24 protein-coding genes are annotated in these 25,906 nt (G+C 66.3%); 20 read left to right on the top strand and 4 right to left on the bottom strand.

From position 1 onward, the window contains the following. Positions 1-30 precede the first annotated feature (30 nt). The gene (locus QX041_RS15275) at positions 31-579 is read right to left on the bottom strand and encodes a DUF3617 domain-containing protein (RefSeq protein ID WP_315754445.1); all 549 of its coding nucleotides are present in this window, start codon (positions 577-579) and stop codon (positions 31-33) included. An 83-nt stretch (positions 580-662) separates the two neighbouring features. Continuing rightward, positions 663-968 carry a hypothetical protein gene (locus QX041_RS15270; protein WP_316166178.1) on the bottom strand — a complete coding sequence of 102 codons (306 nt, stop codon included), beginning with the start codon at positions 966-968 and terminating at the stop codon, positions 663-665. Positions 969-1,136: 168 nt separating this feature from the next. Between QX041_RS15270 and QX041_RS15265 the strand changes: the two genes are divergently transcribed. From QX041_RS15265 to QX041_RS15250, 4 genes are all read left to right on the top strand, one after another. Next, a complete protein-coding gene (locus tag QX041_RS15265) occupies positions 1,137-1,601 on the top strand; it encodes a hypothetical protein (RefSeq protein WP_315713599.1) in 465 nt (154 codons plus the stop codon). A gap of 132 nt (positions 1,602-1,733) precedes the next feature. Continuing rightward, positions 1,734-2,438 (top strand): ribonuclease T2, encoded by a 705-nt coding sequence (locus QX041_RS15260; RefSeq protein ID WP_315754447.1) that lies wholly within the window; start codon positions 1,734-1,736, stop codon positions 2,436-2,438. A 134-nt stretch (positions 2,439-2,572) separates the two neighbouring features. Next, on the top strand, positions 2,573-3,433 hold the full coding sequence (locus tag QX041_RS15255) for a 23S rRNA (adenine(2030)-N(6))-methyltransferase RlmJ (RefSeq protein WP_316165834.1): 861 nt from the start codon (positions 2,573-2,575) through the stop codon (positions 3,431-3,433). Between the two features lie 252 nt (positions 3,434-3,685). Continuing rightward, a complete protein-coding gene (locus tag QX041_RS15250) occupies positions 3,686-3,901 on the top strand; it encodes a cold-shock protein (protein WP_006612991.1) in 216 nt (71 codons plus the stop codon). Positions 3,902-4,156: 255 nt separating this feature from the next. Here the strand turns inward: QX041_RS15250 and QX041_RS15245 are convergent, their stop codons facing one another. Beyond that, positions 4,157-4,792: a porin family protein gene (locus QX041_RS15245; protein WP_315713602.1), complete on the bottom strand. Its 636-nt coding sequence runs from the start codon at positions 4,790-4,792 to the stop codon at positions 4,157-4,159. 244 nt (positions 4,793-5,036) lie between these two features. Between QX041_RS15245 and uvrC the strand changes: the two genes are divergently transcribed. From uvrC to QX041_RS15195, 10 genes are all read left to right on the top strand, one after another. Continuing rightward, on the top strand, positions 5,037-7,097 hold the full coding sequence (gene uvrC, locus QX041_RS15240) for an excinuclease ABC subunit UvrC (RefSeq protein WP_316165833.1): 2,061 nt from the start codon (positions 5,037-5,039) through the stop codon (positions 7,095-7,097). A gap of 205 nt (positions 7,098-7,302) precedes the next feature. Next, complete coding sequence (locus tag QX041_RS15235) at positions 7,303-7,638, top strand: GIY-YIG nuclease family protein (RefSeq protein ID WP_315713606.1); 336 nt, start codon at positions 7,303-7,305, stop codon at positions 7,636-7,638. A 255-nt stretch (positions 7,639-7,893) separates the two neighbouring features. Beyond that, the gene (pgsA, locus tag QX041_RS15230) at positions 7,894-8,535 is read left to right on the top strand and encodes a CDP-diacylglycerol--glycerol-3-phosphate 3-phosphatidyltransferase (protein WP_315754456.1); all 642 of its coding nucleotides are present in this window, start codon (positions 7,894-7,896) and stop codon (positions 8,533-8,535) included. Beyond that, complete coding sequence (gene moaD / locus QX041_RS15225) at positions 8,532-8,783, top strand: molybdopterin converting factor subunit 1 (protein WP_315754458.1); 252 nt, start codon at positions 8,532-8,534, stop codon at positions 8,781-8,783. Before pgsA ends, moaD begins: the two co-directional genes overlap by 4 nt. Before the next feature lie 19 nt (positions 8,784-8,802). Then, the gene (locus QX041_RS15220; RefSeq protein ID WP_316165831.1) at positions 8,803-9,267 is read left to right on the top strand and encodes a molybdenum cofactor biosynthesis protein MoaE; all 465 of its coding nucleotides are present in this window, start codon (positions 8,803-8,805) and stop codon (positions 9,265-9,267) included. After that, complete coding sequence (gene prmB / locus QX041_RS15215; protein ID WP_315825375.1) at positions 9,267-10,232, top strand: 50S ribosomal protein L3 N(5)-glutamine methyltransferase; 966 nt, start codon at positions 9,267-9,269, stop codon at positions 10,230-10,232. The genes QX041_RS15220 and prmB overlap by 1 nt, the downstream gene beginning before the upstream one ends. Positions 10,233-10,538: 306 nt before the next feature. Further along, the gene (locus QX041_RS15210) at positions 10,539-11,882 is read left to right on the top strand and encodes an aspartate aminotransferase family protein (protein WP_315754462.1); all 1,344 of its coding nucleotides are present in this window, start codon (positions 10,539-10,541) and stop codon (positions 11,880-11,882) included. A 455-nt stretch (positions 11,883-12,337) separates the two neighbouring features. Beyond that, entirely contained in the window at positions 12,338-12,898 is a 561-nt protein-coding gene (locus QX041_RS15205; protein ID WP_315825376.1) for a phage holin family protein, read from the top strand. A gap of 316 nt (positions 12,899-13,214) precedes the next feature. After that, the gene (locus tag QX041_RS15200; RefSeq protein ID WP_315754467.1) at positions 13,215-14,753 is read left to right on the top strand and encodes an EAL domain-containing protein; all 1,539 of its coding nucleotides are present in this window, start codon (positions 13,215-13,217) and stop codon (positions 14,751-14,753) included. Between the two features lie 15 nt (positions 14,754-14,768). Next, positions 14,769-15,623, top strand: a complete 855-nt coding sequence (locus QX041_RS15195) for a TIGR01459 family HAD-type hydrolase (RefSeq protein WP_315713614.1) — start codon at positions 14,769-14,771, stop codon at positions 15,621-15,623. 69 nt (positions 15,624-15,692) lie between these two features. Here QX041_RS15195 and QX041_RS15190 read toward each other — a convergent pair whose 3' ends face one another. Then, positions 15,693-16,088, bottom strand: a complete 396-nt coding sequence (locus QX041_RS15190) for a response regulator (RefSeq protein ID WP_006613531.1) — start codon at positions 16,086-16,088, stop codon at positions 15,693-15,695. 267 nt (positions 16,089-16,355) lie between these two features. On the opposite strand from QX041_RS15190, the gene QX041_RS15185 reads away from it, so the two are divergent. From QX041_RS15185 to QX041_RS15160, 6 genes are all read left to right on the top strand, one after another. Further along, a complete protein-coding gene (locus tag QX041_RS15185; protein WP_316165829.1) occupies positions 16,356-17,336 on the top strand; it encodes a bifunctional riboflavin kinase/FAD synthetase in 981 nt (326 codons plus the stop codon). Between the two features lie 328 nt (positions 17,337-17,664). Further along, the gene (gene ileS, locus QX041_RS15180) at positions 17,665-20,679 is read left to right on the top strand and encodes an isoleucine--tRNA ligase (protein ID WP_316165828.1); all 3,015 of its coding nucleotides are present in this window, start codon (positions 17,665-17,667) and stop codon (positions 20,677-20,679) included. Between the two features lie 192 nt (positions 20,680-20,871). Then, entirely contained in the window at positions 20,872-21,369 is a 498-nt protein-coding gene (gene lspA, locus QX041_RS15175; protein ID WP_315713617.1) for a signal peptidase II, read from the top strand. Between the two features lie 202 nt (positions 21,370-21,571). Beyond that, positions 21,572-22,237 (top strand): hypothetical protein, encoded by a 666-nt coding sequence (locus tag QX041_RS15170; RefSeq protein ID WP_315713662.1) that lies wholly within the window; start codon positions 21,572-21,574, stop codon positions 22,235-22,237. A gap of 167 nt (positions 22,238-22,404) precedes the next feature. Next, a complete protein-coding gene (locus QX041_RS15165; RefSeq protein ID WP_316165827.1) occupies positions 22,405-23,790 on the top strand; it encodes a pitrilysin family protein in 1,386 nt (461 codons plus the stop codon). Then, a complete protein-coding gene (locus QX041_RS15160) occupies positions 23,790-25,169 on the top strand; it encodes a pitrilysin family protein (protein ID WP_316165826.1) in 1,380 nt (459 codons plus the stop codon). Before QX041_RS15165 ends, QX041_RS15160 begins: the two co-directional genes overlap by 1 nt. Positions 25,170-25,906 lie beyond the last annotated feature (737 nt).

The following is a 25,906-nucleotide window of genomic DNA, read 5'->3' as shown; positions in this document are numbered from 1 at the left end:
CTGCGCCCGCCACGCGCAACGAGCGCCCGCCTACTGCTTCACGCCCGGGATCAGGGCCTTCAGCTTGGCCATGTCCTTGACGTTCATCTTCATGCCGCCGGGCATCACGATGTCCCCGGGCTTCTGGTCGGGCTTGCAGGCGCCGAGCCATCTGGCCTCGATCGTCATCGCGGTGTCCTTCACCCCGGTGCCGGCGGCGCCGCCCGTGACGCGCGACATCGTCTTCACCGTATAGGCCGAGTTGAAGTCGCCGGTGATGTCGGCATGCGACGTCGTATTGATGCCGCCGAAATTGCAGACCGAATCGGAGACGTAGCCGGTCGCGGTCTTCTGGATGTCCTGCTTGGAGCAGACCTGCTGCGCCATCGGCGAGGCGAAGTTGTTCATCTCCTTGTCGGTGGCCGCGTCGGTGCAGTGCTGCATCGTCGCCTCCGGCAGCTGACCGCCGGATCTGATCATCTTCAGCTCCCACAGGCCGGCCTTGCGCACCGGTAGGTCGACGGCCCGTGCCTCATGGCTCGCGGTCACGCCCAGGAGGCAGCAGGCCAACAGCCCAATTGCGATGCGTGTGCAGGTCATATGCCCCGTTCCGGCTCGTTGATCGATGCCGGAGCGAATGCCGCAGAAAAATGGCAATTGGGAGAACGGCAGTTGATGGAAGGTCAGTACAGCGTCCGCAGCGGCCGCTGCGCCGAGCCATAGGGCACCCAGCGGCAGGCGAACGAAACGTAGCCACCGTAGCGCGCATCGACGGCGCGGAACTTCGCGACCTTGCCGTAGGAGGCGCAATGATCGACCGCGAGCTGGCGCGCATCCGTGGTCTGGGCCAGCTGGAAGGCGATGATGCCGCCGGTGTCGTTGCCCTTGAAGGGCGGCACCACGTCGGCCTGGGCGGATGCCGCAACCAGCACCATCCCAGTGGCCACGAGGCCTGCAGTCTTCACGAATCCGGCCATCAGCGTCCGCATTGCATTCTCCTCGATCTGGCCCGCCATTCTAAAGGTCCTGTCCGGTCAAGAAAAGAACACCGGCCTCGCGTTAACAGGACTAATCGTGGAGTGTTGCCGCGTTGCACTTGACCTCCTGTGGCCGCCGCGGCACGGTCCACGCTCCCGGATCAGCCTTGCGGACGGCCCATGCGCGACTTCAGCTCACCTTTCAAGATGTTCGGCGCCGCCTGTGGCGCGCTGCTTGCCGCCATCGTCGCCACCGCCCCGGCTCAGGCCGCCAACCCGCTCGAGATGAACTTCTGGTTGTCCGGTCCGAAATATGAAGGCCGGGTCGCGCCTTGCGAGGCGGCCATTCCGACCATCGTCTCGCGATTCCAGGACAAGGAGAGCACCTTCTGGAATTCCTCGCTGACGATCACCGGCGTCGCCAATGTCCATGAGATCGCCTTCCGGCCCTGGCAGTCCGACAACATTCCGCGTCGCTTCTGCACCGGCAGCGTGATGATCAGCGACGGCAAGGCGCGCACCGTCAACTTCTCGATCATCGAGGATGGCGGCTTCGCCGGCTATGACCAGGGCGTCGAGTTCTGCGTCGTCGGCCTCGATCGCAACTGGGCCTTCAATCCGGCCTGCCGCGCCGCCAAGCCCTGATTCGCCTTTCCCGGCGTATCGGCCGCTCGCGCGGGCGGCCGGCTGACGAATGGCTGCCTCGGGGCAGCCATTTTTGTTCTTGAAATGTTCCAGCGCACTGGTAGGCTCCTGGCATTGTCCGGGGAGTACGCCATGTTCGATTGCCTGTGCCGACCTGCCGTCCTGTTGTCCAGAACGATCGCCTGCTTTGCCCTCTTGCTCGGCGTGCTCACGGCTGGCGCCGCCGAGGCGCAGGACCGCCGCCAGAATGCGCCGGGCGCGTTCGACTTCTACGTTCTCTCGTTGTCGTGGTCGCCCTCGTACTGCGCCGAAGCCGAGGAGCGCGGCGGTCGCGGCAGCCGGTCCCAGCAATGCAGCGGCCGACCGTACTCGTTCGTCGTGCACGGGCTGTGGCCGCAATACGAGAACGGCTACCCCGAATATTGCGAGCAGCCGGCGCCGCGCCTGCCGCGCAACATCATGACCTCGATGCTCGACCTGATGCCGGCGCCGGGCCTGATCTACAACGAGTGGGACAAGCACGGCACCTGCGCCGGCGTGTCGGCGAAGGCCTATTTCGAAGCCATCCGCAAGGCCCGCGCCGCCATCAAGATCCCCCCGGAATTCCTCGATCTCGCGGAGGCCAAGACGGTGGCGCCAGCGGCGATCGAGGAGGCCTTCATCAAGGCCAACCCCAAGCTCACGACATCGGGCATTGCCGTCACCTGCAATCGCACCAGGCTGAGCGAGGTCCGGATCTGTCTGTCGAAGGATCTGGAGTTTCGCAACTGCGACGAGATCGACCGGCAGGCCTGCCGGCGCGACGAGGTCAACATGCCGCCGGTCCGCGGCGGCTAGCGGCTGCGAATCGGGGCGACGCAGCGCGTCGGCCTGCGGCGCCTCCTGCGGCGGCGCTCATCCGCGGCTCTCCGGAGGGCATCCGGCGCATCGACGGGGTACCCTTTTGACGCGGAACGGCGTAACCGGATGGCATGAACTACCGACATGCCTTCCACGCCGGCGGCTTCGCCGACGTCATCAAGCACATCGTGCTGACGCGCATCCTGGTCTACCTCCAGGAGAAGCCCGCCGCGTTCCGGGTGATCGACACCCATGCCGGCGCCGGCCTGTATGACCTCACCGGCGACGAGGCGACGCGCAGCGGCGAGTACCTCACCGGCATCGCCCGCGTGCTGCAGGCGCGGCTGTCCGATCAGGCCTATGCGCTGGTCCAGCCCTATCTGGATATCGTCCGATCGTTCAATCCCAAGGCCGAGCTGGTCGCCTATCCCGGCTCGCCGCTGATCGCGCGCGCGCTGCTGCGGCCGCAGGACCGCATGACCCTGTGCGAGCTCGCGCCGATCCCCCGCAAGCAGTTGATCGATCAGTTGCGCCGCGACACCCAGGCCCGTGTCGTCGATCTCGACGGCTGGGTCGCCCTGCCCGCCTTCGTGCCGCCGAACGAGCGCCGGGGCGTGGTGCTGATCGATCCGGCGTTCGAGGCGAAGGATGAGTTCGAGCGGCTCGCCGATCGCTTCGCCGAGGCCTTCGCGAAGTGGACCACCGGTATCTACGTGCTGTGGTATCCCGCCAAGAGCCGGCGTGCGACGGAAGAGCTGAGCGATCGTGTCGCGGCGCTCGCAGCCGCGGCCAAGCCGCCGGGCAAGGTGCTGCGGATCGAGTTCAGTGTTGCGCCGCAGATCGAAGGCGAGGCGCTCACCTCGACCGGGCTGCTGATCGTCAACCCGCCCTGGACATTGCATGACGAGCTGAAGCTCATCCTGCAGGAACTGCAGAAGCCCCTCGGCCAGGGCGGCGCGGCGCGCTTCCGACTCGAATTCCCCAAAGCTTGAAACGGCGACTGGTCGAAAAGCCGTAGTCAATCGGCGCGGAACCGTATTATTGTGTCCGATTGTAAGACTGGCTTTACGTTCCGCTTCCGCGAATGGTTGCGGCGGGGTGATCAAGGCCTAACAAGATCCGGCGATCCGGCGCGGCGAGCGCTGGGCGTTAAGGTGGCCAACGCTTTCCGATCAAAGTGATGTCCGGTCGGACGCTGCGCAGGGCGCGCAGTGGAGGAAGCATTGCGGGGGAGGAGTTTCCCGATGGCCATGACTGGGACGGTCAAGTTCTTCAACGGCGAACGCGGCTACGGCTTCATCAAGCCGGACGACGGTGGACGCGACGTGTTCGTGCACATCACGGCGGTGGAGCGCGCGGGCCTGAAGGACCTGACCGAAGGACAGCGGATCAGCTTCGAGGTCGAGCCGGACAAGAAGGGCAAGGGCCCGAAAGCGGTGAACCTGGTGCTGTCGTCTTAGGGCGAGCCCGCCTGGCGGTGGTTCACGCGCCGGCATGATTGCAGCCGGGCGCGCCTCGACGCCACCTCTTCGCTGGTTTGGAAGCTGTCGGCAGCGCCTGCTCGCGTGCACAGCATTGCCGGCTCGTACGTGCAGGCCGCGCGCAATGATGCACGTCTCCAGATTGCACAGAGCGCTCCGACAAAAAAATCCCGGCCACGCGAGCGGCCGGGAGGTTGTCGTTGGACGTTTCTTCTTCCTATTCCCTCGTTGCCATCAGAAGTGGAAGTTGATGCCTGCGCGCACAATTCCAAACCGATAGTCGTTCTTCGCCCCCGTGATCACGAAATTGCTGCTGTCGAGATCGACGTAGAGATACTCGATCTTGGCGGTCCAGTTCTGTGCCAGACCGAACTCGGTGCCGGCACCGAGCGTCCAGCCCACCGTGGTGTGCGATTCCGAAAGACCGAAGGTCTCGGCGCGCAGGCCGCCAAAGGCGAGGCCGCCGGTGCCGTAGAACAGGATGTTGTTGAAGGCGTAGCCGGCGCGGCCGCGCAATGTGCCGAACCACGGGTTCGAGAACTTCCACGGCGCGAAGGTGTCGTTGGCGCCGGTCAGGTTGATGTCGCCCTCGGCGCCGAACACCCACGGGCCGTTCTGCCAATTGTAACCCGCGGTCAGGCCGCCGGTGAGACCGGACGGCTTGGTCGGGTTGTTGCCGACGGTGCCCCATTCATAGCCCAGCGTGCCGCCGAGATAGGGCCCGGCCCAGCTGTAGGCGTTGAGGGGCTGGTTCACGGTATAGGGCGCGCCGCGCCCGTAGCCGAGATCCGCCGCCTGCGCCGAGACCGATCCGAGAGCCGCCGCGCCCAAGCCCGCCGCGGCGGCAGCACCGACCAAGAACCTGTTCATCGCTCACTCCACGCCACTCGCCGTCACCCCGCCGGAGCCTGCGCCGCTCGACTGTGGTGCGCGGGCCGGCGTGGTTACGGAACTCTCGCTTCTTTCGTGAGCATTTATCGAGAGTTTTAGGTTAAGCCGTTGTTAAGCCGGGTTACCCGGCCATTAACGTGCTTAACGAAGCGTTACCGCCCTGCCCTGTGCATGGCGCCATCGCAAGCTGGCGAGACGGCGCGGCAGCGCTTAGTTTGCGGACATGACCACCCACAGCTCCGATCCACCCAAGGCGCCGACGCCCCCGAGCCGGCGTGGCGCGACGGCCGACCTGCCACCCGAGGCCATCGATACGCCCGATCTCGATCTCGCGGCTGCGGACGAGGACGATGACGGCCGGCTGCCGGAGCTGGCCGAGGAGAGCCTGGAGGCGGTCGGCGAAGGTCCGCTTGCGATCGGCCACGCGGCGATCGAGAACGCGGTGCGGCTGGCGCCGACCTCGCCGGGCGTCTACCGCATGCTCAACGCGGCGCACGACGTGCTCTATGTCGGCAAGGCCAAGAACGTCAAAAAGCGCTTGTCGTCCTATGCGCGTGCCAACGCGCCGCTGCCGGCGCGCATCCTGCGCATGATCGCAGCCACCGTGACGGTCGAGATCGTCTCCACCACCACGGAGACCGAGGCGCTGCTGCTGGAGGCGAACCTCATCAAGCAGCTCAAGCCGCGCTTCAACGTGCAGCTGCGCGACGACAAGTCGTTTCCCTATATTCTCATCACCGGCGACCATTGGGCGCCGCAGATCCTCAAGCACCGCGGCGCGCAGTCCAGGCCGGGGCGCTATTTCGGTCCGTTCGCCTCGGCCGGTGCCGTCAACCGCACCATCACGGCGCTGCAGCGCGCCTTCCTGATCCGCTCCTGCACCGACTCGTTCTTCGAGAGCCGCACCCGCCCCTGCCTGCTGCACCAGATCCGCCGCTGCGCCGGGCCCTGCACCCAGGAGATCGACTTCCCCGGCTACACCGAGCTGGTGCGCGAGGCGACCGATTTCCTGTCCGGACGCAGCCAGGCGGTGAAGGCGCTGCTGGCGGCCGAAATGGAGAAGGCGTCGGGCGAGCTCGAATTCGAGACTGCCGCCGTCTATCGCGACCGCCTCGCGGCGCTGTCGGCGATCTCCTCGCAGCAGGGCATCAATCCGCGCACGGTCGAGGAAGCCGACGTGTTCGCCATCCACCAGGAGGGCGGCTATTCCTGCGTCGAGGTGTTCTTCTTCCGCACCGGGCAGAACTGGGGCAACCGCGCCTACTTCCCGCGCGCGGAGAAGAGCTATCTGCCGGAGGAGGTGCTGTCGGCGTTCATCACGCAGTTCTACGACGACAAGCCGCCGCCGAAGCTGATCCTGCTGTCGCACGAGATCGAGGAAGCCGAGTTGCTCGCCGAGGCGCTGTGCGTCAAGGCCGGCCACAAGGTCGAGGTGTCCTGCCCGAAGCGCGGCGAGAAGAAGGACCTCGTCATCCATGCGCTGACCAATGCGCGCGAGGCGCTGGGCCGCAAGCTCGCGGACACCGCAACGCAGAGCCGCCTCTTGGAGGCGATGACGACGACGCTCGGTCTGCCGCAGGTCCCGAAGCGCATCGAGGTCTACGACAACAGCCACATCCAGGGCACCAACGCGGTCGGCGCGATGATCGTCGCCGGCCCCGACGGCTTCATGAAGAACCAGTACCGCAAGTTCAACATCAAGTCGGAAGGGCTGACGCCCGGCGACGACTACGCGATGATGAAGGAGGTGCTGCAGCGCCGCTTCAAGCGGCTGGTGTCACCGTCGGAGAAGGATGTCGCCCGCGCGGCCAAGGAGGACGACGTGCCGCAATGGCCGGACCTCGTCATCATCGACGGCGGCCGCGGCCAGCTCAATGCCGTCCGCGAGATCTTCACCGAGCTCGGCGTCACCAATGTCGCGCTGATGTCGGTCGCCAAGGGCCCCGATCGCGACGCCGGCCGCGAGACGCTGTTCATCCCGGAGCGGGAGGCGATCAAGCTCGAGCCGCGCGACCCCGTGCTGTATTTCATCCAGCGGCTGCGCGACGAGGCACATCGCTTCGTCATCGGCTCGCACCGCAAGCTGCGCAAGAAGGACATCCGCGAGGCCGGCCTGCAGGAGATCCCCGGCATCGGCCCGTCGCGCAAGCGCGCGCTGCTGCACCATTTCGGCACCCTGAAGGAGATCGAACGCGCCTCGATCGCCGATCTCGGCAAGGTGCCGGGCGTGAGCGCGGAGAGCGCGCGCAAGATTTTTGAATACTTCCACAGCAACGCGACCTGAGCCCAGCTCGCCGATCCGGCGAAAGTCCGCGCTGCGATCCAACTTGAGCCCGGCTCCCTCCACGTCATTCCGGGGCGCGCATAGCGCGCCCCGGAATGACGTGGAGGGGCTGCGGGCTTGGCCATCCTCAGGTGCGGGTGAAGAAATTATTTTACCCGGGCGTAATTATCAGATATACACCCGGATGAAAATCCGGAACCCCATCATGACCCCCGATCAACGCAAGGCGGCTGTGGCCGCCTACAAGGAACGCAAGACCCCCGCCGGCATCTTCGCCGTGACCTGCGCCGCCACCGGCGAGCGCTGGATCGGCTGCGCGCCGGACCTCGACAAGATCCAGAACCGCCTCTGGTTCACCCTGCGCCAGGGCGGCCATCGCCGCGGCGGCCTGCAGGCGGCCTGGACCGCCCACGGCGCGGAGGCGTTCAGCCTGGACGTCATCGAGACCCTGGACGAGGAGACGCTGGGCTATGTCCGCGACCGCGTGTTCGCGGAACGCCAGGCGCATTGGTGCGCGGTGCATGGCGCGGAGGCGATCTGAGGCTTTCGCTCAAGCCTTCGCGCAGCCGTCACTGCACCGCAACAAGGTCCCAGCCGTGCGTCGCGCCCGCCGATCTGCGCACTGGCGCGACCGCGTCCGGTTGCTTAATGAAGCGTTGCGGGTCGCGTTGCCGCATGCGCAAGAGTTCCTATCTCCGCAAGACTTCGTTGCGATTCGCGTCATATCTGCGTCATCCTGCCGAAGCGGCTCGGCTCGGAGGTTGACGTCCGAACGGCGGCAGTATTGGTACACCGGATGAATATTGCGACCACACGCGTGCCCAGCAAGACGTCGACGTCCCTGCCGAACATCCTGACCTATACGCGCATCGCCGCGATACCGGTCGTGGTCGGCTGCATCTACGCGCAGTCGGTCTGGATGTATCCTTTGTGGCTCCGCTGGGTCGCCGTCGCAGTGTTCATTGCGGCTGGGATCACCGACTATCTCGACGGTCATTTCGCGCGGATCTGGAACCAGCAATCGGCATTCGGCCGTATGCTCGATCCGATCGCCGACAAGCTTCTGGTCGCCTCCTGCCTGCTGATGCTGGCCGCCGACAGCACCATCCAGAACTGGTCGCTGTGGGCGGCCATCGTGATCCTGTGCCGCGAAATCCTGGTGTCGGGCCTGCGCGAATATCTCGCCGCGCTGCGCGTCTCGGTGCCGGTGACCAAGGTCGCCAAATGGAAGACCACGATGCAACTGGTGGCAATCGGCTTCCTGCTCGCGGGCGAGGCCGGCGATGCGGCGGTCGCCCAGATCTCGACGGCCGTTGGCCCGATCGTGAGCGGGATCGGAATTTGGCTGCTCGGCTTGTCGGCGGTCTTCACCATCTACACCGGCTACGACTATTTCCGCGCCGGCATCCACCACCTCATCGAGGCGGACTCGCGATGAAGGTGAAGTATTTCGCCTGGGTGCGCGAGCGCGTCGGCAAGGCCGAGGAGACGATCGAGCCGCCGGCGGACGTGCGCACGGTCAGCGAGCTGATCGCCTGGCTCACCACGCGCGGCGAGGGCTACGCCTATGCGTTCGAGAGGCCGAAGGTGATCCGCACCGCGATCGACCAGACTCATGTGCAGCCGGATGCGGCCATCGCCGGCGCCCGCGAGATCGCGTTCTTCCCGCCGATGACCGGCGGCTGACGTAACGGAATATCTGTCCATGACCGCGATCGTCACCGTCCGCGTGCAGCAAGAGGATTTCGACACCGCGGCCGAGATCGCAGCCCTCAGCCATGGCCGCACCGACATCGGCGCCGTCGTCAGCTTCTCCGGCCTGTGCCGCGGCAACGACCATGACACGCCGATCAGCGCACTGACGCTCGAGCACTATCCAGGGATGGCGGAAGCCGAGATCATGCGCCATGCCGAGCAGGCGATGGCGCGCTGGCCGCTGCAGGGCATGACCGTGATTCACCGCTTCGGCCGGATACGGCCGGGCGAGAACATCGTGCTGGTGGTGACCGCATCCAGCCACCGTCAGGCGGCGTTCGAGGCGGCTGAGTTCCTGATGGATTATCTCAAGACCAACGCGCCGTTCTGGAAGCGCGAGGAAACCGAGAACGGCAGCAGCTGGGTCGAGGCCAAGAGCCACGACGATGCCGCCGCGGCGCGCTGGAAGTCGTGATGGCGAAGAAGGTCAAGACGGCAGCACCGCGCAAGGCGGCGGCGCCGAAGCTCCCGAAGGTCAATGCGGGCGAGCTGGCGAGCCTGCTCGACTACCTGCGCTACGCGGTGAGCTGCTTCCAGAACGCCGATCTGGTGTTTGCGCACGGCACCACCGATCCGGTGTCGGAGGCCGCCTTCCTGATCGGCGAGGCGCTGCATCTGCGCCCCGATCAGTTCGAGAGCTTCGTCACGGCCCGGGTCACCGCGGCCGAAGGCAAGACGATCCTCGACCTGATCACGGCGCGAATCACCACGAGGAAGCCGGCGGCCTATCTGGTCAACAAGGTCTATATGCGCGGCCTGCCGTTCTACGTCGACGAGCGCGTCATCGTGCCGCGCTCGTTCATCGGCGAGCTGCTGGAGACGCATTTCGGCGGCGCCGAAGCCGACGGCACCTCGCTGATCGACGATCCGCTGGCCGTGGACAGCGTGCTGGACCTCTGCACCGGCTCTGGGTGCCTGGCGATCCTGGCCAGCCGCCACTTCCCCAATGCGGTGATCGACGCCGTCGACATCTCCAAGGATGCGCTCGCCGTTGCGGCGAAGAACGTCGCCGACTACGACCTCGGCGAGCGCATCTCGCTGCACCGCGGTGACCTGTTCGCACCGCTCAGCCAGCGCCGTTACGATCTCATCATCACCAACCCGCCCTATGTCGACGCCGAGGGCATGGCCGGCCTGCCTCGGGAATGCCGCGCCGAGCCGACGCTGGCCTTCGACGGCGGCACCGACGGGCTCGACATCATCCATCGCATCCTCAGCCAGGCGCGCGACCACCTGACTGCGGAGGGAGGGTTGTTGTGCGAGGTCGGGCGCGACCGTCCGCAGATCGAGGCGGCCTATCCCGACCTGCCGCTGCTCTGGCTCGACACCGAGGACTCCGAGGGCGAGGTGTTCTGGATCACCGCGCGCGATCTCGTCTGAGACGCGGCTGCCCGAGGCACACCGGCGCGGTTGGCGCGAAATGACGCAGCGACTTCCAATATGCGGCACAATCTGCTGCTGCTGTGCAGAATCCGCTCACCAGGGCAGCGGGAACGCTGGACCTTTGACATTTCCGTCCGTCCGCGAAGCTGATAGCTTGGCGGCGGCCCGGATCAGCGGCTGACAACGTCGGCGCACGCATTCAGGCCCATCAAGCACGATCCGTTTCGGCAAGCTTTTCTGGCACCGGTTCGCCACCTTTCCGGATCATGCTGCCGCCGTCGCACAACCGTCCGAGAGGTCCCCATGCTGGACAAGAGCCCCCGCCCCGCCGTCACCGTTCCGAATGATCTTGCCGCGCATTGGATGCCGTTCACCGCGAACCGCGCCTTCAAGAAGAACCCGCGCCTGCTCGCCGGTGCCAAGGACATGCACTACATCACCGTCGATGGCCGCAAGATCATCGACGCCGCCGCCGGCATGTGGTGCTGCAACGCCGGTCACGGCCGCAGCCAGATCGCCGAGGCGATCGGCCAGCAGGCCGCGGCGCTCGACTACGCACCGCCGTTCCAGTTCGGCATTCCCCAGGCGTTCGAGCTGGCCAACCGCATCGCTGATCTCGCGCCCGCCGGCCTCGACCACGTGTTCTTCTGCAACTCCGGCTCGGAGGCAGCCGACACCGCGCTGAAGATGGCGCTCGCCTATCACCAGATCAACGGCCAGGGCAGCCGCACCCGCCTGATCGGCCGCGTCCGCGGCTATCACGGCGTCGGCTTCGGCGGTACCTCGGTCGGCGGCATCGTCAACAACCGCAAGCTGTTCGGCACCTTGCTGACCGGCGTCGACCACATCCCCGCGACCTATGACCGCGAGAAGCAGGCCTTCACCAAGGGCGAGCCGGAGTATGGCGCGCACTTCGCCGACGAGCTCGAGAACCTCGTCAACCTGCACGGCGCCAACACCATCGCCGCCGTGATCGTCGAGCCGATGGCCGGCTCGACCGGCGTGATCCCGGCGCCGAAGGGCTATCTCAAGCGGCTGCGCGAGATCACCCAGAAGCACGGCATCCTGCTGATCTTCGACGAGGTCATCACCGGCTTCGGCCGCCTCGGCTACGCCTTCGCCGCCGAGCGCTACGGCGTGACGCCTGACCTTCTCACCTTCGCCAAGGGCGTCACCAATGGCGCGGCACCGATGGGCGGCGTGCTGGTGCGCGACACCATCCACGACGCCTTCATGAGCGGCCCCGAGCACATGGTGGAGTTCACCCACGGCTACACCTACTCGGCGCATCCGATCGCCTGCGCGGCCGGCCTCGCCACGCTCGACATCTATCGCGACGACAAGCTGTTCGAGCACGCCCGCGCGATCGAGCCGAAATTCGCCGACGCCGTGATGTCGCTCAAGGGCCTGCCCAACGTGCTGGACATCCGCACGGTTGGTCTCACCGCCGGCATCGACCTCGCGCCGCTGCCCGACGCGGCTGGCAAGCGCGGCTACTCCGCGATGGAGACCGCCTTCCACAACAACGACCTGATGCTGCGCATCGCCGGTGACACGCTGGCGCTGACCCCGCCGCTGATCGTCAGCGAGGATCAGGTCGGCGAAATCATCGAGAAGGTCGGCAAGGTCATCAAGGCCGTGGCGTAAGCCGCGCGCGGACATCGTCAGCCAACAACAATGGCGGCCCCGGTGGCCGCCATTTCCTTATCTGGACTGCTTCCCAGCAGCGGTCATTCCGGGGCAATCGTCAACGCGGCCACGCGTTGGCGATTGAACCCGGAATCTCGTACTTGTTGGGAAGGGACGCGAGACAATATCGGGATTCCGGGTTCAAGGCCTGCGGCCTTGCCCCGGAATAACGTTGGTTGGCATAGCTATTCATACGGTCTCGCTCTGGCTCCGCATTGGTCATGCGCCGCCATCACCTTATGAAGTCCGCTCCTACCCGGCGTGTGGGAGAGCATCCCCGATCGCAAATAGCTTGCCCTGCAAGGATTGCCGCAGAACGGCACGCCTGATTGCCGGGAACCTTCGCAAATCCTCCACGTTCATGTCGCGAGCCGGCGGTTTGCGCGCGGCGAGCGGATTGTCGGAGGACGCGCATGCTTGCACCGCCAGGAGAGCTGCTGCGATTGGGGCTCGAACAGAGGCTCAACCGCGTCAAGCGCGCCACCCAATCCTACATTCGGGATCGCGCCCGGCAGGCCACCGGAACGGTGACGTCCTACGCCGTCGCCGCCGGGCTGTTCGCCACCGCGGGCATCTTCCTGATCGCCGCCTGCATCGTCGGATTGACCGCGCTGTTCCGCTGGGTGGAAATGACCTACGGCCTGTTCACCGCGTTCGCGGTTGTCGGCGGCATCCTGATCGCGCTGGCGGCGATCTGCGCGATCGTCGCGGCAGTGAAGCTCCGCAGCCCTTCGCCGCACTATCCGTCGCTCTCCAGCCGGCTGCGCGTGGCGATCGCAGCGCCCGTGGCCCGGGAACCCGACGCGGACGAGATCGATCCCGACACCATCCCCTTGGCACCGTCATCGACCTCCACGAATCACGCGAGCGGAGTTGCGGGCGCACTCGGACGGATCAACGTACCCGTCGGTGTCGCCGTTGCGGCACTGCTGCTCGGCGTGGCCGCCCTGCGCCGGCGTCACCGCAGCACGTGAGCCCGCCCGGACAGCGGCAGGCGCGGTTCGACGGACATCGAAGAATCACCGGCTCGATTGAGCTGCTAAGCAACACGCGTTGATCAGCTCATGGCACCGCGCGCATGTCTAAACATGTCTGGAATCCGCGAAGCGCTTCCTCCGGCGTTCTACGGACCCGCGACACTACGATGACACTCCGCTTTCCCACGTGAACTTGCGTAAATGACACGCAGACGAGAAATCATCGGCGTCTCCCGGTATTTGAATCCCGCCCACTATCCTCGCGAATCAACAGAAGTGCTAAGGTTGCGTTCGGTTGGGAGCGTCGCCAAGCATGATCCGTATCTCCACGATTTTCGTTGCCATTTGTATGGTTCTGGTCGCGGCCTCGCTCGGCCTGATCCTGTATTCGGTGGCCGGTATCAGTGGCTCGGAATCCGCGATCGTCGCGCTCGCCGCACTGACGTTCCTGATTCTCTACAATGCCGTGTCGATGCGACTGCGCGACCGCACCGACATCGGCAGCCAGATCGCCGATCTGTCGCGCGGCACCGCCGACCTCGCGCGTCAGGTCGCCGAGTTCGGCCGCCGCCTGTCGGCGGTAGAGGGACGCATCGTGTCGTCGAGCTCGGTCAGCGCCGATCGCCTGCAAGGGGTCATCGGCGAGATCAACGAGCTCGGCGGACTGATGAAGCAGCTCGCCGTCACCGTGGCCCAGCACGAGGACCTGATCGCGGCCATCCCGCCGGCAACACCGCCGGGAGCTGGGGCCGGCACGGTTCGCGACGCCGATCGCCCGCTCCCGGCGACCGCTTCCTCCAGCGGCGCGCTCGAGATGAACGCGCTGCCGTCGCGCGGCGTCGAGCAGAAGGTGGCCGAGACCTCCGGCACGTTCAGCGCGGCACCGGCTGCCGCCCCCCTGCCGCCCAAACCGCAGGCCCCGGCGGTCACGGCCGTGCCGCGCAGCCAGCCGCAGATCCTCGCCGCCGTCAAAGGCGCGATCGAGGACAACCGCCTCGACATCTATCTGCAGCCGCTGGTGACGCTGCCACAGCGCAAGGTGCGCTTCTACGAGGCGGTGACCAGGCTTCGCGACGAGCGCGACCAGGTGGTCGCGGCCGAGGACTTCATCGGCATCGCGGAAGCCGCCGGCCTGGTCGGGCGCATCGACCACATGGTTCTGCTTCGCTGCGTCCAGGTGCTGCGCCGCCTGATGGTTCGCAACAAGGACGTCGGCATCTTCTGCAACATCTCCTCGGCGACGCTCAGCAGCCCTGCAAACTTTTCGCAATGCCTCGATTTCCTCGAAGCGAATCGCGCCCTGGCGCCGTCCTTCGTGCTCGAATTCAAGCAGTCGACCCTTCGCAGCCTCGGTCCGACCGGGACCGAGCATCTCGCGGCCCTGGCACAGCGCGGCTACCGCTTCTCGATCGACCATGTCACCGACCTCCGGTTCGAGCCGCGCGAGCTCGCCGATCGCGGAGTCCGCTTCATCAAGGTCCCGGCCGCGCTGCTGCTCGACCCGAAGCAAAGCTCGGCCTCCGACATTCACCCGACCGATCTCTCCGATCTGCTGGGCCGCTTCGGCATCGACCTGATCGCCGAGCGGATCGAAGGTGAGAACAGCGTCGTCGACCTGCTCGACTACGACGTCCGCTTCGGCCAGGGCTTCCTGTTCGCGCCGCCCCGCCCATTGCGACCCGAGGGCGCATCTGCTACCGGCGAGGCCGCCGCCGGCCCATCGGGCGGGCAGGACATCAAGATTCAGGACCCCAATGCCGCCGGCACCACCTCTCTCGACGCGTCACACACCAATGCTCCGACGCGCAGCGGCAATGCCGCCCTCGCCCGCCGTGCCGCCGGGACCCTCTGAGATCAGCCGGCTGCCATGACCGTTCTCCGCTTCGAAGAGCGGCTGCGCGATCTGGTCGGCCGCAAGCAGGTGCTGCTGAGCGACATCTGGGGCGTGGTCCATAACGGGCTCGAGTCCTTCCCCGACGCCTGCGACGCGCTGCACCACTTTCGCCGCCAGGGCGGTACGGTGATCCTGATCACCAACGCACCCCGGCCGGCCGATTCGGTCCAGCGCCAGTTGCGCAAGCTCGGCGTCGCCGACGAGGTCTACAGCGCCATCGTCTCCTCCGGCGACCTGACCCGCCACTACGTGGCCGATCATCCCGGCGGCAAGGTGTTCTGGCTCGGCCCCGAGCGCGACAATTCCATTCATCGCGGTCTCGACCTGGCGCTGTCGCCGCTCGAAGAAGCGTCCTACATCATCTGCACCGGCCTCTACGACGACGAGACCGAGACCGCCGAGGACTACCGGCCGATGCTGCTGCGCGCCCGCGAGCGCAAGCTGCCGCTGATCTGCGCCAATCCGGACATCGTGGTCGAGCGCGGCGACCGGCTGATCTACTGCGCCGGCGCCATCGCCGAGCTCTATCGCGAGCTCGGCGGCGAGGTGATCTTCTACGGCAAGCCGCACCGGCCAATCTACGAGCGGGCCATGATGCTGGCCGAGCAGCACGCCGGCCGGCCGGTCGCGCGCGAGGAGGTGCTGGCGATCGGCGATTCCGTCCGAACCGATCTCGCCGGCGCGCACGGCTTCGGCATCGACTGCCTGTTCGTGACCCGCGGCATCCATTCCGAGGAGTTCGCCGGCGTCGAGCAGCTCGACCCGGCCTCTATCAAGGAGCTGTTCGGCCATCCGCCGCGCGCCCTGATGCGCGAATTGAAGTGGTGAACGGATCCTGAAACGCAAAACGCCCGGCCGAGTGCCGGGCGTCTTTCGTTGGAGTGGATCAGGCGGGCGTCAGGCCGTTGCCATGTCCGGGAACACCGCGTCGATCTTGGTCTTCAGGGTCGCGGCATTGAACGGCTTGACGATGTAGTTGTTCACGCCGGCCTTCTTGGCCGCGATCACGTTCTCGGTCTTGGATTCCGCCGTGATCATGATGAACGGCGTGGTCGCCAGGTTCGGATCGGCGCGGACCTCGCGGAGCAGGTCGTAGCCGGTCATCGGCTCCATGTTCCAGTCGGAGATCACGAGGCCGTATTTCTTGGCGCGCATCTTGTTGAGGGCCATCGAGCCGTCGCTGGCATCGTCGATGTCCTCGAAACCGATCTGCTTGAGAAGATTCCTGATGATACGGATCATGGTGCTGTAATCGTCGACGACGAGCACCGGCATCGTCAAATCAACCGCCATCTTGACTCCCCCAGACGCGAACACAACGCGCAGACTGTTACAAAAAAGCTCATGCGGCACGGGTCGTAACCGACCCCGCCATCCGCTTTCAGCAGTAGCATCAGCCGTTAAACAGCGCGTTAACTGCGCTGCGGCTGCATGTCGCTATTGCTGCGCTGCATGAGCGGAGGAACCCCTTCGGCTTGACTTCGCGGGGCCGGCCGCCCACCGTCACGGCAACCACCGTCCGCCGGTAGCCCACCGAAATCCGCGAGATATTTCCGTCACATGCCCGATTTCAAGATCATCCGCGATTCCACCCCGCCGTCGGACATCCTCAAGGGCGCGGTGGTGGCGATGGGCAATTTCGACGGCGTCCATCTCGGTCACCGGGCCGTGATCGAGGCGGCGATCGAGATGGGCAAGGCCAAGGGGCGCCCAGCGCTGGCGCTGACCTTCGAGCCGCATCCGCGGCGCTTCTTCAGCCCCAACACCCCGCAGTTCCGCCTGACCGACGAGACCGCCAAGCTGCGACTCCTGGCCGGAACCGGCCTTGCCGGCGCCGTGGTCATGGCCTTCGACAAGGCCCGCGCCCAGACCTCGGCGCAGGATTTCATTCACCATGACCTGATCGGGCGGCTCGGGATCGCCGGAATCGCGGTCGGCTACGACTTTCATTTCGGCAAGGGCCGCGTCGGCTCGCCCAGCCTGCTCGCCAACGAGGCCCCCAAGCTCGGCATCGAGGTCGACATCCAGGCCCATGTCGACATCGACGAGCGGCCGGTGTCCTCCACCGCGATCCGCGAAGCGCTGGCGGAGGGCCAGGTCAGCGAGGCGACCGCGATGCTCGGCGGCCCCTGGTTCGTGAGCTCCGAGGTCATCCACGGCGAGAAGCGCGGCCGCGATCTCGGCTACCCCACCGCCAACATGCGGCTCGATCGCGATTGCGGGCTGCGCCACGGCATCTATGCCGTCCGGGTCGGCCGCGGCCGCGGCGCTGAGCGGGTGCTGATCGACGGCGTCGCCAATTTCGGCCGCCGGCCGACCTTCGACAACGGCGCGCCGCTGCTCGAGACCTTCCTGTTCGACTTCAAGGACAGCCTCTATGGCGAGGTCCTGGACGTCGCCTTCATCGGCTTCATCCGCGAGGAGGCCAAATTCAGCTCGATCGAGGCCCTGATCCGGCAGATGGACGACGACAGCGCCAGGGCCCGCGCTTTGCTGGCTGCCCATCCCGGCCTTTTCCCCCGGCTCGGCGAGATCGGCTGATCCTCCTGCTCCATCGGTGACGTCATTCCGGGGCAGCCCGCCAGGGCCGAACCCGGAATCTCGAGATTCCGGGTTCGATGCTGGCGCATCGCCCCGGAATGACGCTGAACGACGATCCCGTAGCGCTGCTGCCGCAGGATCGCTTTGCGATTCCGCAGTCCGGCTGCTATGAGGAGGCCCCATGTTGATACGGCGCATCATCGGCATTAGCGGCCCGGCTTCCGCCTGAGCTTTGAGCTCGGCGCAAGACCGGGATGTCTCTGCTCGTTCCGCCGCCCGCGATGGAAATCGCGTCTCAGCGCCTCATCTCTCAGCCAGCCAGATCACGATGTCCGAAAAGCCGCAAAAGCCCGACGCCCAAAAATCCGACGCCAAGGACTATTCCAAGACCCTCTACCTGCCGCAGACGGAATTCCCGATGCGCGCCGGCCTGCCGCAGCGCGAGCCGGAGATCCTGAAATACTGGAGCGACATCGACCTCTACGGCAAGCTGCGCGACACCGCCAAGAACAGGCCGAAATTCGTCCTGCACGATGGCCCGCCCTATGCCAACGGCAACATCCACATCGGGCACGCGCTGAACAAGATCCTCAAGGACGTCGTGACCAAGAGCCAGCAGATGCTCGGCCACGATTCCAACTACGTGCCCGGCTGGGACTGCCACGGCCTGCCCATCGAGTGGAAGATCGAGGAGGAGAACTACCGCAAGAAGGGCAAGACCAAGCCCGACTTCCGCGACTCCGCCGCCATGGTCGCGTTCCGCAAGGAATGCCGCGCCTATGCCGACCACTGGCTCAACGTGCAGCGCGAGGAGTTCAAGCGGCTCGGCGTGATCGGCGACTGGGACCATCCCTACGCCACCATGACCTATCCGGCCGAGGCGCAGATCGCCCGCGAGCTGATGAAGTTCGCCGCCAACGGCACGCTGTATCGCGGTTCCAAGCCGGTGATGTGGAGCGTGGTCGAGAAGACCGCGCTCGCCGAGGCCGAGGTCGAGTACGAGGACTATCAGTCCGACACGGTGTGGGTGAAGTTTCCGGTGACGTCGCCGGCGCATGGCGCGCTCGCGGGCGCCTCGGTGGTGATCTGGACCACCACGCCCTGGACCCTGCCCGGCAACCGCGCCATCTCGTTCTCGCCGAAGATCGCCTACGGCCTCTATGAGGTCGCGGACGCGCCGGCAGACAATTGGGCCAAGGCCGGTGACAAGCTGATCATGGCCGACGCGCTGGCCGACAGCGTCTTCAAGCAGGCGCGCGTCACGAGCTACAACAAGCTGCGCGACATCCCCGGCGACACGCTCGACGCCGTCGAATGCGCGCACCCGTTGAAGGGCCTCGCCGACGGCTATAATTTCGTCGTCCCGCTGCTGCCCGGCGACCACGTCACCGACGACACCGGCACCGGCTTCGTGCACACCGCGCCCGGCCACGGCCGCGAGGACTTCGACGTCTGGATGGCGCATGCCCGCGAGCTCGACGGCCGGGGCATCGCAACCACCATCCCCTACACCGTCGACGAGAACGGCGCGCTGACCGACCACGCGCCGGGCTTCACGGGAAAACGCGTCATCAACGACAAGGGCGAGAAGGGCGACGCCAACGAGGCCGTCATCAAGGCGCTGACGGATGCCGGCATGCTGCTCGCGCGCGGCCGGCTCAAGCACCAGTACCCGCATTCCTGGCGCTCCAAGAAGCCGGTGATCTTTCGCAACACGCCGCAATGGTTCATCGCGATGGACAAGGACATCGCGGACCAAGGTCAGGCGAAGTCCGGGGATACGCTGCGTGCCCGCGCGCTGCGCGCGATCTCGGTCACGCAATGGGTGCCGGCCGCCGGCCAGAACCGCATCACCGGCATGATCGCCAACCGTCCGGATTGGGTGATCTCGCGCCAGCGCGCCTGGGGCGTGCCGATCGCCGTGTTCGTGCGCGAGACCGGCGACGGCTCCGCCGAGATCCTGCAGGACGAGACCGTCAACACCCGCATCACTGAGGCCTTCGCCAAGGAAGGCGCCGACGCCTGGTACGCCGACGGCGCACGCGAGCGCTTCCTCGGGTCCCGCGCCAACGAGGACTGGAACAAGGTCGACGACATCTGCGACGTCTGGTTCGATTCCGGCTCGACCCACGCCTTCGTGCTCGAAGACCCCGTGCACTTCCCCGGCCTCGCCGGCATCAGGCGCAAGGTCGACGGCGGCCGGGACACGGTGATGTATCTCGAAGGATCGGATCAGCACCGCGGCTGGTTCCACTCGTCGCTGCTGGAGAGCTGCGGCACCCGCGGCCGCGCGCCTTACGACGTGGTGCTGACGCACGGCTTCACGCTCGACGAGAACGGCCGCAAGATGTCGAAGTCGCTCGGCAACACCGTCGAGCCGCAGAAGGTGATCAAGGAGTCCGGCGCCGACATCCTGCGCCTCTGGGTCTGCGCCACCGACTATGCCGACGACCAGCGCATCGGCCCGGAGATCCTCAAGAACACCATCGAGACCTACCGCAAGCTGCGCAACAGCATCCGCTGGATGCTCGGCACCCTGCATCACTACAAGCGCAGCGACGCCGTGGCGTTTGCCGACATGCCGGAGCTGGAGCGCTTGATGCTGCATCAGCTCTCGCAGCAGGCCGAGGTCATCAGCCGCGCCTACGCCGCGTTCGACTACAAGACCGTGATCGCGAGCCTGGCTGCGTTCATGAACACGGAGCTGTCGGCGTTCTATTTCGACATCCGCAAGGACACGCTGTATTGCGACCCGCCGTCGTCGGTGGCGCGCAAGGCGGCGCTGACCGCGATCGACCTGATCTGCGATGCCGTCCTGAAATGGCTGGCGCCGGTGCTCTCCTTCACCACCGACGAGGCGTGGCGGATGTACAGGCCCGACGCAGAGCCGTCGGTGCATCTGACGCTGTTCCCGGAGGCGATGGACCAATACCGCGACGATGCGCTTGCCGCGAAGTGGGAGACGATCCGCAACGTCAGGCGCGTCGTCACCGGCGCGTTGGAGCTCGCCCGCGCCGCCAAGACCATCGGCTCCTCGCTCGAAGCCTCGCCGGTCATCTACGTCGCCGACCGCGCGCTGCTCGGCACCTTGTTCGACACCGATCTCGCCGAGGTCTGCATCACCTCGAACTACGAGGTCCGTGAGGGTGACGCCCCGGCCGATGCGTTCCGGCTCGATGCGGTGCCGGGCGTGGCGGTCGTCGTCGAGAAGGCCGTGGGCAAGAAGTGCGCCCGTTCCTGGAAGATCCTGGAGAGCGTCGGCGACGACCCTGAGTACCCGGACGTTTCCCCGCGCGACGCGCAAGCGCTGCGCGAGTGGAAGGCGCTCGGGGTCGGTATGTGACGCGTGATCGCGCGACACCCACAACTGTCGTCCCGGCGAACGCCGGGACCCATAACCACCGGCGTTCATGTTGACGAAGGACGATGACCCAGACTTTCTCCGCCAACACACATCACGCAGTATGGGTCCCGGCGTTCGCCGGGACGACAGCGGTATTTGCCGCGAGTTGCTTGGCATGATCGCGCTCACCCCATGACCCCCCGCCTCCGCCTCGGCCTCATCGCCGGCTTCGCCACCCTGGTCATCGACCAGGCCTCCAAGCTGTGGCTGCTGTACGTGTTCGACCTGCCCAACCGCGGCACCGTCAAGATCACCCCGTTCTTCGACCTCTACCTCGCCTGGAACATCGGCATCAGCTTCGGCTGGCTGCAGAGTGAGAGCACGCTGGCGCAATATGGACTGATGGCGGTGAAGGCCGTCGCGGTGATCGCCCTCGCCATCTGGATGGCGCGTGCGGAAAGCAAACTGGCGACGGCGTCGCTCGGCCTGATCATCGGCGGCGCCATCGGCAACGGCATCGACCGGCTGGCCTATGGCGCGGTGGTCGATTTCGCGTTGTTCCACATCCAGATCGGCGGCACGGTTTACAACTGGTACATCTTCAACATGGCCGACGTGGCGATCGTTGCCGGGGTGGCGGGCCTGCTATATGACTCCTTCTTCGGGGCCCCCGCCGCAAAAGCGCCCTGATCCGGGTCGATACCGGCCGGTGCCGATCCTGGGTCAAGAGCCTGATGATCTTCACGTTTTCGAGATCGGCGCGATGCCTGGACGGCCCCCCGTCGAATCGAGGATCGCAATCGGTGGGTCGCGGCCGGTTCGTCGGAGCACGAGCACTGGACAAGCGAGGACAGGGAAAGCCATGCGCAAGACCGAAGTCAGCGGCCGGATCATGACCCACGCGGCCATTCGCGTCCTGCGGCTGTCCGCCGTTGCGCTCGGCATTGGCCTCGTCATGGCCGCCGGCGCCGCCCGTGCCCAGGACGACGAGGAAGACGACAAGACCTTCGAAGAGAAGATCATCGACAATCTGATGCGCGGTCTCGGCGGCACCAACATGGAGACGCCCTCCATCGAATACCGCGAGCGGTCGCCCCTGGTGGTGCCGCCCAAGCTCGATCTGCCGCCGCCCGCCGCCGCGGCGCAGGCGACCGCGCCAAACTGGCCGAAGGACCCCGACGAGCAGCAACGCCGGGCCGCGGCCGCCGCGCGCAAGAAGGAAAACAGGGATCCGGTCAATGCGGCCCGTCCGCTGACCCCGGCCGAGATGAAGATGGGGCGGACGGCCGCCGCCAAGCCGACTGAGCCGATTCAGCCCGGCGTGGCCAACAACCCGATGATGAGCCCGTCGCAGCTCGGCTTCAAAGGCGGCCTGTTCGGCATGTTCAAGGGCAGCGACAGCGAAACCAAGCCGTTCACCAGCGAGCCGCAGCGCGAGAGCCTGACCCAGCCGCCGCCGGGCTATCAGACGCCGTCGCCGAGCTATGCCTATGGCACCGGCAAGCAGGAGCCGATCGGCGGCAAGCAGCTGGACATCATGACCGGCAAGGAACGGTGACGGCGGCAGCCGTTCGCCCGGAGATGCCGGCTTCGCTGGCGTTAGCGAAATTTAATGTCTCGCGGCGGCACGATGTCGCTGTTTTGTGACGTCGGGCGCCGTCCGGCGCGATGTAGCATGCTGCGCTCAAACCCGATCGCCCCTCCCCGCGGGCCTTCAGAAGGATCATGATGTCCTCGCACCGGTTCATTCCCGTCGCCGCCGCGCTCGTCTCCCTCATCGCGTTCACGGCGGGCGCTTCGGCGCAAACGACGTTCGCCTCCGAGCCCCCCGCCAGCTTCACCCTCCCCAACGGCCTGCAGGTCGTCGTGATCCAGGATCACCGCACGCCGGTGGTGACGCAGATGATCTGGTACAAGGTCGGCTCCGCCGACGAGACGCCCGGCAAGTCGGGCCTGGCGCACTTCCTCGAACATCTGATGTTCAAGGGCACCGAGAAGCATCCCGCCGGCGAGTTCTCCAAGACGGTGCTGAAGATCGGCGGCAATGAGAACGCCTTCACCTCGGTCGACTACACCGGCTATTTCCAGCGCGTGCCGCGCGATCAATTGCCGAAGATGATGGAGTTCGAGGCCGACCGCATGACCGGCCTCGTGCTGAAGGACGAGAACGTGCTGCCCGAGCGCGACGTGGTGCTCGAAGAGTACAACATGCGCGTCGCCAACTCGCCGGAAGCCCGTCTCAACGAGCAGATCATGGCGGCGCTGTACGTCAACCACCCCTATGGCCGCCCGGTGATCGGCTGGCGGCCGGAGATCGAGAAGCTCGGCCGTGAGGATGCGCTGGCGTTCTATCGCCGCTTCTACGCGCCCAACAATGCCATCCTGGTGATCGCCGGCGACACCGACGCCAAGGAAGTGCGCCCGCTCGTGGAGCAGACCTTCGCCAAGATTCCCGCGCAACCCGACATCCCCGCGCGCCGGTTGCGGCCGCAGGAGCCCGAGCCGGTGGCGCCGCGCACGGTCACGCTGGCCGACCCGCATGTCGAGCAGCCCTCGATGCGCCGCTTCTATCTGGTGCCCTCGGCCACCACCGCGGCCCCCGGGCAGTCGGCCGCGCTGGATGTGCTGGCGCAACTGATGGGTAGCGGCAGCAACTCCTATCTCTACCGTGCGCTGGTCGTCGACAAGCCGCTCGCGGTCAATGCCAGCGCGTCCTATCAGGGCACGTCGCTCGATCCGAGCCAGTTCTCGATCGCGGTCGCGCCGCGTCCGGGCGTCGATTTCGCCCAGGTCGAGGCTGTCGTCGACAGCGTCATCGCCGAGATCGCGCAGAACCCGGTGCGCGCGGAGGATCTCGAGCGCGTCAAGACGCAGCTCATCGCCGAGGCGATCTACGCCCAGGACAACCAGGCGACGATGGCACGCTGGTATGGCGGCGGCCTCACCACGGGTCTCAGCATCGAGGACATCCGGAGCTGGCCCGACCGCATCCGTGCCGTGACCGCCGAGCAGGTGCGCGCCGCCGCGCAGACCTGGCTGCAGAAGAAGCGCTCGGTCACCGGCTATCTGATCAAGGACAATGCGGCCAAGCGCGAGGAGAAGCGGTCGTGATGAACACAATGACCTTCGCCCGCCGCTTCGCCTGCGTTGTCGCCGTCGGCGCCGCCGCGCTCACGATCGTTCCCGCCGCCCACGCGGCGACCAAGATCCAGCGCCTGGTGTCGCCCGGCGGCATCGAAGCCTGGTTCGTGCAGGACGCCACCGTGCCGCTGATCGCGATGGAATATGCGTTCCAGGGCGGCGCCTCGCAGGACCCCGTCGGCAAGCCCGGCGTCGGCAATCTCGTGGCCGACCTGCTCGACGAAGGCTCCGGCGATCTCGACTCCAAGACCTTCCACGAGCGGCTCGACCGCCGCGCCATCGAGCTGAGCTTCCAGATCTCGCGCGATCAATTCCGCGGCTCGCTGCGCATGCTGCGCGACAACAAGGACGAGGCGTTCGAGCTGCTGCGCACCGCGCTGACCTCGCCGCATTTCGACAGCGCCGACGTCGAGCGCATCCGCTCGCAGGTGATCTCCGGCCTGCGCCGCGAGACCACCAATCCGAGCTCGCTGGCGGGCCGCAAGTTCCTCGAGCTTGCCTTCCCCAACCACCCCTACGGCCGTCCGGCCAACGGCACGCTGGACAGCGTGCCGACGATCACCGTCGACGATCTCAAGGCCTATGTCGGCCGCGTGCTCGCCAAGGACACGCTGAAGGTCGCGGTTGTCGGCGACGTCGACCCGGCCACGCTCGGCAAGCTCCTCGATCAGACCTTCGGCAGCCTGCCGGCCAAGGCCACCTTGACGCCGGTGCCCGACGTCGTCGCCACCATGCCGCCGCAGCGCGCGCTCGTGCCGCTCGACGTGCCGCAGACCGTGATCACCTTCGGCGGTCCCGGCATCCGCCGCCACGACCCGAACTTCATGGCGGCCTATGTGGTCAACCACATCCTCGGCGGCGGCGGCCTGTCGTCGCGGCTCTACAAGGAGGTGCGCGAGAAGCGCGGCCTCGCCTACTCCGTCTACGACGCGCTGCTGTGGATGGATCATTCGGCGCTGTTCATCGGCAACACCGCCACCCGCTTCGACCGCGCCGGCGAGACCATCGCGGCCGTCGAGCAGGAGATCCGCCGCATGGCCGAGGAAGGCCCGACCCAGCAGGAGCTCGACGAGGCCAAGTCCTACATCAACGGCTCGCAGATGCTGGCGCTCGACACCTCCTCCAAGCTGGCGCAGGCGATGCTGCAATATCAGCTCGACAAGATGCCGATCGACTACATCGAGAAGCGCAGCGAGATCGTCAACGCCGTCACCCTGGACGACGCGAAGAAGGCGGCGAAGCAGCTCTGGAGCCAGGGCCTGCTCACGGCCGTCGTCGGCCGCACCCCGCAGGCCGCCGCCGAACCGTCCCAGGCGCCGGCCACGGCCCCGGTGACCAAGACGAACTGAGCGGGGCGCGGAGCTTCTCTCCTACGAGCACGTTGTTAGTTGCTCGGCATGCCCGGGCTTGTCCCGGCCTTCGCTGCGCCCAAGCGGCTTCGGCCGCGCAGGCGGGACAAGCCCGGCCATGACGAACGATCGTGGCCAACCACCGCTGGCGCCACAAAAACAGTGTCGTCCCGGCCTTGAGCCGGGACCCATACCCCCAGGGCGATGTTTGAGGCAGCTTGGTCATTGGCATCTGCCGCCCCACCTCGGCTGCGGCGAATGGGTCCCGAGTCGGCGCCGTCAGCCAGGCTTCGCGTCGCTGACGGCTTGCCCGGGACGAGCGCGGGAGGACCGCGCGTTTATTTCCGATAAAAATAATACTCTTGCTATTTTTCGGAATTCATGATTTGATCCGCCCATCCCGCCTCACTGCGGAGGGGCGTTGCGCGCGATCGTCACGACACGCGAGGCGGGGAGCGGTGGCCGCGAGAGATCGCAGCGTCTTCTCACGAGGACGCGGACGAACGATGTCTTGCGGACGTGAAGTCGCAGCGTCCTGATACCCCGATGCTGGTATCACGCGCTGATGCGCAAGCATCATGCGCAATGGTGGCCAACACGCCTGGCGCACCAGGGAGACTGCGTATAAGCGTGAAGACCATCGCGCGGGGAATGCCGGGAGGCGGATTCAATTGGTCGTCGCAACACTCGATGAGGAGGTTGCGATGGGCATTCGAAAGAAACGGTCAACGCGGAGC

Source organism: Bradyrhizobium sp. SZCCHNRI2009 (assembly GCF_032485115.1).
GTDB lineage: Bacteria > Pseudomonadota > Alphaproteobacteria > Rhizobiales > Xanthobacteraceae > Bradyrhizobium.
This window is presented reverse-complemented; position numbering and strand designations above follow the sequence as displayed.